This window comes from Psychromonas sp., assembly GCF_983033635.1.
In genome coordinates this window covers 8030-22805 of record NZ_CEZLMY010000032.1, presented here as the reverse complement: position 1 = coordinate 22805, position 14776 = coordinate 8030, and the positions used below count along the sequence as shown (strand labels likewise).

At 39.0% G+C, this 14776-nt stretch carries 11 protein-coding genes; 4 read left to right on the top strand and 7 right to left on the bottom strand.

The features are described from left to right. The 4 genes from AC4GME_RS06675 to AC4GME_RS06660 form a co-directional block, all read right to left on the bottom strand. On the bottom strand, nt 1-479 hold a 479-nt coding region (locus tag AC4GME_RS06675; RefSeq protein WP_490379165.1), incomplete at its 3' end, for a type III PLP-dependent enzyme domain-containing protein. A gap of 88 nt (nt 480-567) precedes the next feature. Beyond that, nucleotides 568-1785 (bottom strand): carboxynorspermidine synthase, encoded by a 1218-nt coding sequence (locus AC4GME_RS06670; protein WP_490376018.1) that lies wholly within the window; start codon nt 1783-1785, stop codon nt 568-570. A gap of 1 nt (nt 1786) precedes the next feature. Continuing rightward, nucleotides 1787-3277: a pyridoxal phosphate-dependent decarboxylase family protein gene (locus AC4GME_RS06665; protein WP_490376019.1), complete on the bottom strand. Its 1491-nt coding sequence runs from the start codon at nt 3275-3277 to the stop codon at nt 1787-1789. A gap of 4 nt (nt 3278-3281) precedes the next feature. Beyond that, a complete protein-coding gene (locus tag AC4GME_RS06660; protein ID WP_490376020.1) occupies nt 3282-4688 on the bottom strand; it encodes a diaminobutyrate--2-oxoglutarate transaminase family protein in 1407 nt (468 codons plus the stop codon). 518 nt (nt 4689-5206) lie between these two features. On the opposite strand from AC4GME_RS06660, the gene AC4GME_RS06655 reads away from it, so the two are divergent. From AC4GME_RS06655 to AC4GME_RS06645, 3 genes are read left to right on the top strand one after another with little or no spacing between them, the layout of a single operon-like run. Next, complete coding sequence (locus tag AC4GME_RS06655; protein WP_490376021.1) at nt 5207-5935, top strand: response regulator; 729 nt, start codon at nt 5207-5209, stop codon at nt 5933-5935. Nucleotides 5936-5956: 21 nt separating this feature from the next. Continuing rightward, on the top strand, nt 5957-7402 hold the full coding sequence (locus AC4GME_RS06650) for an ATP-binding protein (protein WP_490376022.1): 1446 nt from the start codon (nt 5957-5959) through the stop codon (nt 7400-7402). A gap of 35 nt (nt 7403-7437) precedes the next feature. Then, the gene (locus AC4GME_RS06645) at nt 7438-8664 is read left to right on the top strand and encodes an ABC transporter substrate-binding protein (RefSeq protein ID WP_490376023.1); all 1227 of its coding nucleotides are present in this window, start codon (nt 7438-7440) and stop codon (nt 8662-8664) included. A gap of 819 nt (nt 8665-9483) precedes the next feature. On the opposite strand, the gene ptsG is transcribed toward AC4GME_RS06645, so the two are convergent. From ptsG to AC4GME_RS06630, 3 genes are all read right to left on the bottom strand, one after another. Next, entirely contained in the window at nt 9484-10890 is a 1407-nt protein-coding gene (gene ptsG, locus AC4GME_RS06640; RefSeq protein WP_490379164.1) for a PTS glucose transporter subunit IIBC, read from the bottom strand. A 477-nt stretch (nt 10891-11367) separates the two neighbouring features. Then, a complete protein-coding gene (gene dbpA, locus AC4GME_RS06635) occupies nt 11368-12756 on the bottom strand; it encodes an ATP-dependent RNA helicase DbpA (protein ID WP_490377736.1) in 1389 nt (462 codons plus the stop codon). A gap of 144 nt (nt 12757-12900) precedes the next feature. Beyond that, nucleotides 12901-14121, bottom strand: a complete 1221-nt coding sequence (locus AC4GME_RS06630) for a trypsin-like serine protease (protein WP_490377737.1) — start codon at nt 14119-14121, stop codon at nt 12901-12903. 402 nt (nt 14122-14523) lie between these two features. On the opposite strand from AC4GME_RS06630, the gene AC4GME_RS06625 reads away from it, so the two are divergent. Continuing rightward, a partial coding sequence (locus AC4GME_RS06625) for a hypothetical protein (protein WP_490379163.1) occupies nt 14524-14776 on the top strand: 253 nt, incomplete at its 3' end.

Here is a 14776-nt window from a genome sequence, read left to right as displayed (position 1 = left end):
AGCAGGGATAAATCTAATAAATCTTGTTTTACCCCTAAACGGGAATAGGGACGAGCGGGGTTTGCCAAATCTTGTCCAGCCACGCTACGTTCAGGATTGATACGCAGCCCTAATGAAGCATCAGAAAAACAGCTGTCATAATGGGCATCAAGTTGTGAGAGCGAATTGAAGATGATTTTATCGGCTAATGGCTTAACCACTTCGATATCCTGTTTGGAGTAACCCACGCTGTAAGCATGTGTTTCACCGCCAAAGGTTTGATGGCCTAATTTTACTTCATAAGGACCAGAACTGGTGGTGCCATCTAAATACGGTTTAATGGTGTCAAAGGTGCCCCAGGTTGAAAAACACTTTAATGCTAATACCAATTTAGCCCCGGAAATCTGTTTAAGTTGTTTGGCTTTTTCAAGGTTTTCAAGCAACTTTGCTTCATTAATCACAAAGTAGGGGGTGTTTAGGCTGCTTTCATTAAGAGTCATAGGGGGATCTTTTATTGCTGTTGATGATAGTTGTTAAAAAAAGGGGAAAGAGTGTTATCTTGCCCCAATTTATTAGCTAAAGGCTAGTTTAAGCTTCTAACTCTTGAACTTGCCAAGTTAAGCCGATGCGCGGCATTAAGTCGAGGAAGTGATCGGGGTTTAGCTGCTCAACATTGTATAAACCTACATCACTCCACTTGTTTTGGAAGTAAAGCAGGGCTGCTGTAATCGCTGGTACGCCTGTTGTGTATGAAATTGCCTGGTGCTCAACTTCGATATAAGACTCTTTATGATCACAAATATTGTAGATAAAGACGCTTTTAGCAATGCCGTCTTTTTGACCGCGCACCCAAGTACCGATACAGGTTTTACCTGTGTAGCCCGATGCAAGAGAAGTTGGATCCGGCAGAATCGCTTTTAACACTTTCAGAGGCTCAACGGTGATACCATCAACAGTGGTGATAGGATCGGTATTTAATAAACCGATATCACGCATTACGTTAAAGTAGTTCAGATAATTGTCAGAGAAACCCATCCAGAATTCGATACGTTTAGCAGGAATGTATTCAGCCATTGAACGAACTTCATCGTGTGCCATTGAATAAACTTTTTGTTTACCAACAACAGGGAAATCAAACTCCATCATACGGCTATGACATGGCACGCTTTTCCATTGTTGATTCTCGTAATAGAAAGAGTCACCTTGGATCTCTAACATATTAGTTTCAGGATCAAAGTTAGTAGCAAATTTCTGGCCGTGATCACCTGCGTTAACGTCCATAACATCTATGCTGTCAATCTCATCAAACAGATGTTTATGCGCGTAAGTCGCAAATACACTCACTACACCCGGATCAAAACCTGCGCCTAAAATACCTGTAATACCCGCTTCCTTGAAACGATCAGCAAACGCCCATTGCGGATCATAAGCTTCAGGTACTTGTTGCCCTTCACTACATAAATCAGTTGCAACTGATGTGTCCAGGTATGCAGTTTTAGTTTGCACACAAGCTTCCATAATGGCCACATTAACCCAAGGAGGGCCTGCATTAATTAACAGATCCGGTTTTACCTGGTTGATCAGAGCCACTAATGCTTCAACATTATCGGCATCAATTTTTAGCGCTTCAATTTTTTTAGTTGTGTCTTTTAAATTGTTACGACCTTTGATTGATGTAATGATTTTTTCACACTTAGAAACAGTACGTGAAGCGATGGTAATATCACCGAATACATCATTATTTTGTGCACATTTATGGGCAATAACCCAACCAACGCCACCGGCGCCAATTTGTAATACAGACATTTTATAAAGCCTTCTTAATTAATGATTGTGCATTTGATTCGATTTTCTTAAATAATGAATCAAAATCACTTAATGTTAAACACGGGTTTAACAGGGTAAATTTCAGATACAGTTTGCCATCAACCTTGGTTTCGGCAATCACAGCTTCACCTGAGGTTAATAGTTGTAAACGTAATGTTTGATGCAGTTGATTAAACTCAATATGAGTTAATGAACCTTGATATCTTTCACTTAAACGGAACAAAACCGTTGATAATAAAGGTTCACAGCACAGTTCAAAGTTTTCATTTTGTTTAACTGATGCTGCAACTTGGCCGGTTAAATCAATCAATTTATCGTACATTTCACCAAGTGTTTTAGCGCCTACCATTTTCAGCGTCATAAACATTTTCAGCGCATCAAAACGTTTGGTCGTCGCAATACTTTTATCAACCAGGTTAGGCAGTTCATCACCTTCACGATTAAGATAATCTGCATGGTGTAAGAGGCTGTTAAAGTTGCTTTTATCTTTAATTAATAACGCACCACAACTAATTGTTTGGTAAAACAGTTTATGGAAATCTACACTGACTGAATCTGCTGACTCAATACCTTTAAGGCGAGATTTATGATTTTCACTGAGTATTAATGCACCGCCGTAAGCGCTATCAATATGACACCATAAATCACTTTGATGGGCGATTGATACAATCTCTTGCAGATCATCAATTGCACCATGATCAGTTGTGCCGGCGGTTGCAACAACGGCAATCGGCAACAGATCTTGTGCGTTTAACTCGGCAATGGTGTTTTGTAAATCAACGCAATCCATCTGTCCTTGAATATTGGTTTTGACACAAACCACCGCTCGTTCACCCAGCCCCATTAAAGCCGCTGATTTTTGTACTGTAAAATGGCTTTTATCCGAGCAGATAATACGCATTTTACTGCCGTAATCCGGCAGGCCGTCTTGCTGAATGTTATGTTGTGAGTGTTTGTCTGCAAACCAATCGCGTGCTAAAAGTAATCCCATTAAATTACTCTGTGTACCGCCACTGGTGAATACACCATCGGCAGACTGCCCTAATGTGTAGGTTTGTACTAACCAATCAATAATAAACTGCTCAAGGTAAGTGGCAGATGAAGCCTGATCCCACGAGTCCATTGATTGATTAAGTGCTGCAATATAAAACTCAGCCAATACTGATGAGATTAATGGCGGCGTATGCAGATGCGCAATGCAATGCGGGTGTTGCACCATAATTGAGTTTTTGGCAATTAACTCATTGGTTTGTTTTATCACTTGTTCAAAAGGCTCAACTTGTGTCAGATCGCAGTTGTAAATAGCTTCTTTCAATAAGTCAGGTGCTAAACCGGAGTAGGGTTTAGCACAGTCGACAAACAGTGCATTGATATTTTCTAAAGTAAAAGCACTGGCTTGTTCGAAGCTGTGGTTATTGCCGGCACCTATTTGAATAAAGTGTTTTGACCACGCTGAGTTTGATAAATTCACAATATTAATCCCGAGTGATTTCAATAGCAGTTTTAACTGTGTTTGCCACAAAGTTAATTTGTGTTTCACTGATAATTAGCGGTGGTAAGAAGCGTAAAACTGCACCTTTTCGACCACCTTTTTCAATAATTAAACCACGCTCTAATGCGGCGCGTTGAATTAATGCCGCGCGCTCCGGATCGCTAACTGGATGACCTAATGAATCAAATTCGCCACTTTTGACAATTTCAATGGCACACATTAAACCACGACCACGCACTTCAGCAATACAGTCGTTTTCAAGTTGAATTTCACGTAATAATGAACGCAGCTGCTTACCACGTTGCTTAGCATTGTCAGTTAAATTATCACGTTGAATAATTTCCAGTGTTTTAGCACCCGTTGCCATTGCTAATTGATTGCCGCGGAAAGTACCTGTGTGCTCACCTGCATTCCAGCAATCAAACTTTTTATGATAAAGAATGATCGACATCGGCATACCGCCACCAATCGCTTTCGATAAAATCAGAATATCAGGTTCAATACCAGCTTCTTCAAAGGCAAAATGATCACCTGTGCGGCCTACACCACATTGAATTTCATCAAATATTAATAAGATGCCATGTTCGCTGGTGATGCGGCGCAGTTCCTGTAACCAAAATGCAGGAGCGGGTAATACACCTCCTTCCCCTTGCACGGGCTCTACAATAATAGCTGCCGGTTTCGTAATACCGCTTTCATCATCATTTAATACCGATTCGATATAACGAATGCTCTGTTTAGCGCCTTCAATGCCACCTAAACCAAAAGTGCAGCGTAAACTATATGGGAAAGGGAAGAAATGCACATCAGACATTAAACCTGTGCGACGGTTCTTAGCGCCTAAGTTACCCGTTAATGCGAGTGAACCATTAGTCATGCCATGATAAGCGCCATGAAAAGAGATCATGGTATTACGTTTTGTATATAGCTTAGCGAGTTTAATTGATGCTTCAACCGCATCCGCACCCGAAGGTCCGCAAAATTGAATACGTGCATTTTTAGCAAAACTAGTCGGCAGAAACTGCATCACTGATTTAATAAAATCATCTTTTGCAGGAGTGGTTATATCTAATGTCTGGTATGGCACACCCTGGTTAAGTTGGGCGATCATCACCTGATTAATCTCATTATGATTGTAACCCAGTGGTAAGGCACCGGCGCCGGCAAGGCAGTCTAGGTAAATTTGACCTTTAGTATCTTCAATAATAACACCACGCGTGTTTTTAATCGCAATAGGTAAACGACGTGGGTAAGAGCGAACTTCCGATTCGTAATGTTCTTGACTTAATAAGATATTATCTGGTGTTAAGTCATACAGTTCGTTTATTAAAGGGATCTCTTGATCGTTTGAAAGACAAGTTTCAGGTGCTAAATTGAGAACGTTTTGCATAACGGACTCCTTAAATAATTTAAAGATTGCCATAAAATGGGGGTATTACCTTAAAAAAGCAGAGCACTTTTAAGGTTAAAAGTATTACAGAAGATAAACCGTTTAAATCACGGTTCTGTTGCGTAGTTTAGATAAGTTTCGTATGACGATAAAAGCTTTAAAAACAATAAGTTTACAGCGTGACTAAAGAATATAAATAAAAACATAACATCGCGCTCCTTGTTGTGTTGATAGCCATCATAAATAAAATGATTAGGGTGATAAAGCGCGCGCATTTTATCACCGATTTTCGAACTGGCAAGTGTAAAAAACATAAAAAAAGATAATGCATGTGTAACTTGATGATTAGGCGGTTGAAATTAAATGGGTTGTTGAAGATTTAGGCGTTAATTTAAACTGCTAGCAGTAACAGATTAAAACAGACATTTATGCTTGCCTCCACTGTTAAATAAGTGATTATTCCGTTAAAATCAATGAGAAAAATAAGTGTGTAGTAGTTAAGCAAAAAGGGAATAAATGTGACTAACAATAAGCAAGTTTTAGTTGTTGATGACGATCAAGCAATACGCGAATTATTAGCTGAATATTTATCAAAAAATAACTTTGAAGTGATCACAGCTGAAGATGGCATAGAAATGGATCTGCAGCTGTCAGACTACAGTCCGGATCTTATTATTTTAGACATTATGTTACCTGGAGATGACGGTTTTACATTGTGTCAACGTATCCGCCAAACTTCAAATGTGCCAATTATTATGTTAACTGCCAATTCAGATGAAATGGATCGTATATTAGGTTTAGAGATTGGTGCTGATGATTATATTGCCAAGCCTTTTAGCCCGCGGGAGTTGCTGGCTCGTATTAAAGCACTGTTAAGGCGAACTAATTTTGTTAAAGATGCGATTAAAACTGTAGAAAAAACACGCTATTTATCTTTTGCAAACTGGAAGCTGGATACCCAACAGCATAATTTATTGGATCAAAACGGGCAAATGATCTCATTGACGGGGGCTGATTTTCAGCTGTTAACCCTGTTTTTAGAAAATCCAAACAGTCCGATTTCACGTGATCAAATCAGCCAGGCGTTGCATGGGCGAGATGCTTTTGCCAATGAGCGAGGTATTGATGTACATTTAAGTCGTTTGCGCCAGTGTTTAGGTGACGATGCCAAAGCGCCTACCATAATTAAAACAGTACGAGGTGCAGGTTATGTATTTATTGCCGAAGTTCGTTCTGATAGCGAATGATTTATTTAACAGGCAAATGATATGAGCTATTTTCGTCTGATGTTTCGTTCGTTAATTTCGCGCATGTTACTACTAACAACGTTCTCGGTTATTGTTGCGCAAATAACAAGCAGTTATTTTTTGGTAAATCAATTTGCTGAAAGTGAAGAAAAAACAGTGCTACTTAATGCCAATAATTTAGCGGAAAATGCTTTAAGTACAATCTCATTTTTTCAAAATCTGCCGCTTCAATATCGGCATTTAGTGTTGGAACAATTACGTGATTTAGGAGGAAGCCGTTTTTTTGTTTCACTAAACAGTGAAAAAATAATGATTAACCCGATTGCCGATAGCGTGTTAAAAAAACGCGTTATCGGTACCGTTGAAAATGTATTAAAGCGTCGTATCCCATCGAAAAATCAGCTGGAAATTGAGTTTTCTGATCCCGATGATCTGCATGTATTAAAAAATGATATTCTGTTAAAAGATCTTCCTCCTTCTTGGGGGGCATATTCCTTGATAATTCCATCAGTTAAACCTCCAGTATTGGTTTTGCAGGTTGAAATAGCAAAACATGAGTGGTTATATTTAGCCGCCATTTTGCCCCCACCTTACCTGTTAATTGATAAATCAATTATCTCACCAGCGCAAGTGATCACTCTGATATTTACCACTGTATTTGTACTGGTTTTTATCTACCTGTTGTTTTATTGGCAGACTAAACCCTTGAAGCAGTTAGCCATGGCTGTTTCAGAAATGAGCATAGATCTAGATCAAAAACCGTTAAAAGAGGAAGGAGCAACTGAAATTGTTGATGCGACCCGGGCTTTTAACCGCATGCAGCAAAAGTTACAGCGTTATATTAATGATCGGGAAGTCTTATTTCGTTCCATTTCTCATGATCTAAAAACCCCGATCACACGTTTACGTTTGCGTGCAGAGTTGCTAGATAGTGAAAAACAAACTAATGCATTTAATCATGATTTAGATGACTTGGAAATGCTGGTGAAAGGGGCACTACAAACGGTAAAAGACACCGATATTCATGAAAATATTCAGCCCGTTGAGATCTGTAAATTGTTAGAGCAAATTAGCAGTTCTCAACCCGATAAAATAAAGGTTATCACCCAAAAAACATTACCATATCGAGGCAAACCTTTGGCTTTAAAACGTTGTTTAGCAAATTTAATTGATAACGGTGTAAAATACGGCGGCACTGTGCAAGTGTCTGTTAATGATAGTGCAGAAAGTTTACAAATTATAATCCAGGATAATGGGCCCGGTATACCTAAAGATGAATTAGAGCAAATCTTCACTCCATATCGCCGTTTGCATAATGATCAAGAAGGTTATGGTTTAGGCTTGGGAATTTCTCGCAATATTATCCATGCGCATAATGGACATTTACACTTAATCAATCGTGATAAAGGTGGATTGGAGGTGATTATCACCCTACCTAGAATCTACAAATCTAAAAATAGACATTAGCATAAAAAGCTTTTATACGAACACCAAGGTTAGTTATGAAAAAAACCGTTTTATTGCCCCTTTTATTTAATATTAATGCCAATGCAACTCCTTTAGAAGTTCTGCACTGGTGGACTGCGCCAGGTGAAGCTGAATCTCAACGGATACTTGAAAAAACCTTATTGGAAAAAGATATTGAATGGCAGAATTTTGCTATTGTCGGTGAAGGAGGGGACAGTGCACTTCGGGTATTACAAATGCGTGCATTGTCAGGAAACCCACCAGATACAGCGCAAATTAAAGGCCCTGATATTGGCGAATGGGCAAAAGTCGGCATGCTTGCAGAGGTTGATAAAATATTTGACACCCAATCATGGGGTTATATTTTACCGAAAGTGGTGCGTGATACGGTTACATTTAATGATCATTACATGGCGGTGCCGATTAATGTGCATAGAGTTAACTGGTTATGGTTGAATAAAAAGATTTTTAAAGAGCTTAAATTACCGGTTCCAACAACATGGGACAGTTTTTTTGTTATTGCCGATAAAATAAAAGCGGCGGGATATTTGCCGTTGGCACATGGCGGTACAGCTTGGCAGGATGCATTGTTATTTGAATCCATGGCTCTCTCCTTATTAGGTGCTGAAAAATATAGAAAAGCATTTGTAGAGCATGATATAGCCGTTTTAAATTCCGCTGAAATGGTTACTGTTTTTAAAAAGTATAAACGTTTACATGCTTATGTTGATAAAAGTATGGTTGGACAAGATTGGTTTAACGCCAGCCAATTAATTGCAACAGATAAAGCCGCTATGCAGTTTATGGGCGATTGGGCAAAGGGGATGTGGAACGTTTCCGGCAAAGTTGCAATGCTTGATTACATCTGTGTTGATGTACCTGAGAGCAAGGGTATTTTTAGTTACAACATAGATAGCTTTGTGATATTTGAAAAGTATAATTTCCAGGCTCGCAAGAACGTACAAACAATATTTGTAGAAACATTACTTTCAAAGCAGTTTCAGTCTGAGTTTAATATCAGCAAAGGATCTATTCCGGTAAGAAATGACATAAATATGGATGCATTTGATGCATGTGCACAGAAGTCATATGCAGATTTTAATAGTGCCCAGCTTGTTCCATCATTTACACAAAATATGGCAAGTACCAGTCATTTACAAAACATAATTACACAGATAATCAGTAATTATTTTAATGCCCCCAATGTAGATGCTGAGAAAACAGTTAAGCGTCTTTCGTTAGCTATTCGAGCGCTTAAATAAGCCGCTTACCCCTGCAATTGAAAACAGAGCCCTAGTGTGAAGAGTCAAGCATCTTCTAGGGCTGTTATTGTCAATTTTTCTAAATAGTTCCTCTCGCTTTAAAAGTAGTTATACCATTAGATAAATCTCTGATCTTTTATGCTGGTGAAAATCAAGCATCTCTGAGTTATATGTTTGTAAAGGGAACAACCAGTTGCTGCAACTTATGCCTTGATTTGTTTTTCCTACGCCTAAACCTAAATTGAGCACTTACTTACCTTGAATGGTATTGTTTTCTACTTCTTTTCGTTGTTACATTCATTCGCCAGGATCTTATATTTGCAAAGTCAATGCAGCTAGAACTGAAACAGCATTACTTCGGATGAATTATTAGCGGTTACATTAAATAACCTCAACTCGGGATAAGCAAATCGATACAGTGCAGCTATTTCCACCTGTTTCTGCGTTAAATAAGCTAGCAATAGCCAGCTATTGCTATGCTGATTTGCCTTGAGCTACACAAAACTATCAACACTGTATGATATATAAATTTAACTTCATGATATTAAGGAGTATTGTGCTTTCATTATCCCGAACTGAGGTTAAATAAGCAGTTGCTCAGTGTCACTGGAATTTTAGCGATGGCAGTAAAATAATGGTCAGGCATAACCTGATTGTTTGCAGATAAGTTGTTGTGGTGGTTTTCTTGAATAGAAGTTTAAAGGAATCAGTTGAAGTGATAAAAAAGTAGAAGCAATCAATGAAGCGGAGAGCTAGATTGTTAATATTGCCTCTACTTAAAACAAACAAGGCTGGTTTTAGCCAGCCTTGTTTAAACTATTAACGAGACATGTAGTTTTCCATGTCAGTTTTTAAGTTATCAGATTTAGTACCGAAGATAGCTTGAACACCGTTACCTGAAACCACAACACCTGCAGCGCCTAGTTTCTTAAGTTCAGCTTTATCTACTGATTCAATATTGTGAACAGTAACACGTAGACGTGTAATACATGCATCTAAGTTTTCGATGTTAGCTTTACCACCGAATGCCGCTACAAGAAGGATAGACATTTCAGTATTGTCAAGAGCAACTTCTTGTTCAAGCGCTTCATCTTCACGACCTGGAGTTTTAAGGTCAAACTTAGCAATTACAACACGGAATACAGTGTAGTAGATACCAGCGTAAATCAGACCCATTACAGGGAACAACCAGAATTTAACTGAATTAGCCGATAATACAACGAAATCAATTAGACCGTGTGAGAATGAAGTACCGTGTACCATGCCTAACATGTTAGTCAGAACAAAAGCAGAACCAGCAAGTAGTGCATGGATTGCGTATAGAACTGGAGCTACGAATAAGAATGCAAATTCGATTGGCTCAGTAATACCTGTTAGGAATGAAGTTAATGCAGCAGAAAGCATGATACCCATTACTTTAGCGCGGTTTTCCGGCTTAGCAGCGTGAGCAATTGCGATAGCAGCAGCAGGCAGACCGTACATTTTGAACATGTAAGCACCGGCTAGTTGACCGAAGCCATTACCTGCAGCACGAGATGCATCATCAGCAGAAAGGTAACATGTTAAAATACCGTTTAGTTGCTCACCTGATGCACTTGTACAAGAACCTGCTTCAAAGAAGAAAGGTACGTTCCAGATATGGTGTAAACCAAATGGAATTAACGAACGTTCAACAACACCGTAGATACCAAATGCAACTGTTGGGTTTTGGTTAGCAGCCCAATCAGAGAATGCAGCGATACCTGCGCCAACTGGCGGCCATACAACAGCAAGGATAGCACCCATAATGATAGCTACTAAGCCAGTCATGATTGGAACCGCACGTTTACCTGCGAAGAAACCTAAGTAGTCAGGTAAGGTGATGTTGTAGAAACGGTTAAACATTGCAGCAGCAATACCACCGGCGATGATACCGCCTAGTACACCCGTGTTTGCACCTGGTGCAAGCGTTTCAATTGTCTGCATCATGATGTAGTAACCTACTGCAGCAGCAAGGCCGGCAACACCATCATTTTTTGTAAAACCTAAAGCAACACCGATGGCAAATAGCAGTGCCATATTACCAAATACAGCACCACCAGCTTGTTCCATCAGTTGTGAAACAACATCTGGTAAAGCGCCAAATTTAGCAGCACCAACACCCAGTAAAATACCTGCGATTGGTAATACTGATACAGGAAGCATTAACGACTTCCCTACTTTTTGTAGACTTCCGAATATATTCATGAACAACTCTCCAGTTGGTTTATTTGTCAGTTGACAGATTAGTAATGTTAATTGCATTAAATATTAAATATTGATTATTTATTTTGCTTAAAATTAACGATGGTTACATTGCTAATTTTAAGCGAATAAAATTGTTCATCTATTTAATGTTATTGTTACAAAATTGAACGTGTTTCAATTCAAGTGAGGCCAGTATATACAAGGGAAAATAAATTTTCGTGACGGAATTATCATATTTTCCGGTACGTTACACTTGCTTACACAAGTGGGGTTGTTGTTACTTTCTGTTACAAAGTCATGATTGAAGTTGCTTTGTTGTTACTTTCTGTTACAAGGTTATGATTGAAGTTGCTTTGTTATTGCTGTATGGAAGGTGTTGAAGGTCGTTATGATTTTAGGTGAAAACGCAATATTTGATCTTAATAGATATTTAAGCCGCTTCGAAATATAATTCGAAGCAGCTTGGATATAGCTTTGTTATCCTCTAACAACCATCACCCTGAATTTACGGCCTTTAAGTTTTCCTTCGCTTAATTTTTTAAACGCAACTTTAATGCTATCCCGTTGTACGGCAACATAAGCCCAATTATCTGAAACTTGAATTTTACCAACTTGGTCGCCTTTTATACCATCTTGACCTGTCAGGGCACCAACAATGTCACCAGGGCGAATTTTTTGTTTTTTACCACCTTCGATACGCAGGGTTATCATACTTGATTGCGTTGGTGCTTTATCTAAAACGTCATAAGAAGGAAGTTGTTCACCTTCAATAATGCGATCCAGATAATCTTCAAGTAGTGCTATTCTATGGCTGTCTTTATTGTTGTAAAAAGAGAAAGCCATACCTTTGCTGCCGGCTCGTCCAGTTCGTCCTATACGGTGTACATGAACTTCCTGATCGTGGGCGATATGGTAGTTAAAAACGGCACTGAGGTTGTCAATATCTAACCCGCGGGCAGCAACATCGGTTGCAACTAATATGCTGGCACTTTTATTTGAAAAACGGATCAATGCCTGATCACGCTCTTTTTGTTCTAAATCGCCGTGCAATGCAATCGCGCTAAACCCTCTATTTGCTAGCTCATCCGCAACGTCTTGTACTTCTCGTTTAGTATTACAAAATACAACAGACGACTCCGGCTGATACTGCTGTAATAATAAACGCAGAGCAATCATGCGATCTTCATTATTTTCTACTTTATAAAAAGATTGCTTAATAATGTCGTTATTATGTGTCGATTCAACTTTAACCGTGACCGGATCGAGTAAAATACGTTTGGCGATATTATTGATTTGCTCTGGAAAAGTGGCACTAAACAACAGTGTTTGGCGAACTTTGGGAGCCTGTTCGATAATCGCATCAATTGAATCTTGAAAGCCCATATCGAGCATGCGATCTGCTTCATCTAGGACTAATACCTCTAAATCATCTAAGCGCAAGGTGCCTTTACGGAGGTGATCTTCGATTCGACCGGGTGTACCTACAATAATATGTGCGCCATGCTCTAACGATCCAATTTGCGGACCAAATGGAACACCACCACATAAGGTTAGTACCTTAATATTGTGAATGGTACGGGCAAGTCTGCGTATCTCTTTTCCTACTTGATCGGCAAGCTCGCGAGTTGGACATAAGATCAAGGATTGGATGCGGAAACGTTTAACATTAAGCTTATCAAGTAAACCTAAAGAAAATGCAGCTGTTTTACCTGATCCTGTTTTAGCTTGGGCAATTATATCTTTACCGGCTAATATGTGCGGTAGGCTTTGTGCTTGAATCTCTGTCATTGATAGGTAACCAAGAGAGTCTAGGTTTTTTAATAGATCAGCATGCAAAGCTATCGTCGAGAAGGGTTGTTGACTCAAAATGAGATTCCTGTATTTAAACGGTTAAAAAACTGCCCACTATAACAGTATGTGAGTTAGTTCACAAAGTTGTTTGTTTGCAATTGATGATCTAAAAAGGGCACCGAAGTGCCCTTATTATTAACCAGTTAAATTTAATCTATTTTAGGGATAATAGCGACGTACAAATACTAGTGGCACTAATAGCCAAATGTAGAAACCAAGCGAGCCGGATGAGCTGGATACAACGTCATCTAAAATGAAAGGTACACCAGAAAGCTTGGATTCTTGTGCCGCAGATCCCGCAATACTTGAGCTTACAGTAATTGTGGCTTTGTGAAGATTAAGATCTAAAGGTGCATAAGTAACTGGAAATTGGCAACTGGAGTGTGCATCAATAGTTGTGCAGTCACTGGCATCAAAACTAAAGTAGTCTGATCCTGCAATCTCATAAGTGAAGCTCGTAACACTGTCAGAGTTATTATCTACCGTTATTTGTTTAGAATCACTGCTATCAACACTGGTAGTTAAAAAGTTAGTGCTTGCCGTGATACTAAAGGTACTTGTAATGCTTTCAATCCAATCAGCAAAAAGCGCAATGCGAGTATAAACGCCTGGACTGCCTGCCGATGCACAACCATATCCCCAACTGACAAGACCAAGTTGTTGCCAGCCGTAATTGGTATTTACCATTAGCGGGCCGCCACTGTCTCCTTGACAAGAATCCTTTCCACCTTCAGGTAAACCCGCACAAATCATTACATTTGTATAACTTGAGCCTAAACTACTGGCACATTGCTGATCTGTGTTTAGCGGTACTTCGACTTCGCGTAACAGATCAGGATAATACGGATCAACAATTTGATCCGGATCGTATCCAATCGTTGACCCCCAACCCATTACGGTTGCTGGACGTTGCTGCGCAACTAGAGAAGCTGTAGATAACAGACTGACTATAGTGACGCTATCATTAGTAACTGGCTCTGATAATTTAAGCAAAGCAATATCATTCTCTTGCTTGCTTGGATCATAATCTGGATGGGTAAATATCTGTTCAATATTTGTTGATGGAGTGACTGGCGATGAATTTAAATCATATTCACCAACCGTGGCTACAAGTTCAGAGGCAGATAGCGGTAAACCATTCTCAAACATACAGTGGGCGGCAGTTAATACCCATTGTTCTGCGATTAAAGAACCACCACAAAAATGGGTGTTTTTATAACCTTTATATTTAACGCTAACAATTGACTGCCATTGTGTCGGTGCGCTTTCAATACCTCCGACAATACGTGTTGAGATTGTTTGATCTTCAGTTAAAGCCTGGGTTGGCAGAGAAACAGCCAGCAGGCTCAAAGATAATAGGGTAGTAAACAATTGTTTCATAAATAGTCCTTTAATTTTAGTCAGCCCTAATTGCTATATTTTATCTCTGTGCAGCATCATAATTTTGAGGCGGATCGTTATATACACTGATATTATAGTCATAACTAATTTTTTCTCTAACACAGGGCGCAGAAAAGAAAATTTTTATATTAACGCTCTATTTTCTCGCTATAGCAAGCTTACATTAACGAATTGTCCATACAAAGAAAAACTGTAGCATGATTTAAACCTACACTCTATTGTTGTAACTGAATGTGATACAGATACTTAATAAAGTATCTTAAATACTCATTACCATTAATTATCAGTATTAATTAGTACAAGCAGTGCAGATAGTGATTGTCTTATGTAGTAGACAAGGAACACTTTATCTGTGAAGTTGGAATGGGATGGTAGTAAAATATGGCCTTTTTTGAAGAGAGGATTGTTACTGATTCAATAATTATTAAAACCAGCCCTGAAAAAATATTCAACTTTTTGACCAGTATTATTGACGATGATAGTTATAGGGCGTGGCATAAAGATGATCATGTTAGTTTCCGGTGGCTGGAAGAACAACCTTGGACTGAGGGAGCTGTTCTTTATGCAGAAGAGTATCTTCATGGAAAGTTACATAAACTACAATTTAAAATCACAAAAATAACCCCAAATAAAA

Bases quoted from the DNA above. Each gene is read 5' to 3' on its own strand.
- AC4GME_RS06670 (WP_490376018.1), bottom strand. From the start codon at position 1,785: ATGTCTGTATTACAAATTGGCGCCGGTGGCGTTGGTTGGGTTATTGCC.
- AC4GME_RS06660 (WP_490376020.1), bottom strand. From the start codon at position 4,688: ATGCAAAACGTTCTCAATTTAGCACCTGAAACTTGTCTTTCAAACGAT.
- AC4GME_RS06650 (WP_490376022.1), top strand. From the start codon at position 5,957: ATGAGCTATTTTCGTCTGATGTTTCGTTCGTTAATTTCGCGCATGTTA.
- AC4GME_RS06645 (WP_490376023.1), top strand. From the start codon at position 7,438: ATGAAAAAAACCGTTTTATTGCCCCTTTTATTTAATATTAATGCCAAT.
- ptsG (WP_490379164.1), bottom strand. From the start codon at position 10,890: ATGAATATATTCGGAAGTCTACAAAAAGTAGGGAAGTCGTTAATGCTT.
- AC4GME_RS06630 (WP_490377737.1), bottom strand. From the start codon at position 14,121: ATGAAACAATTGTTTACTACCCTATTATCTTTGAGCCTGCTGGCTGTT.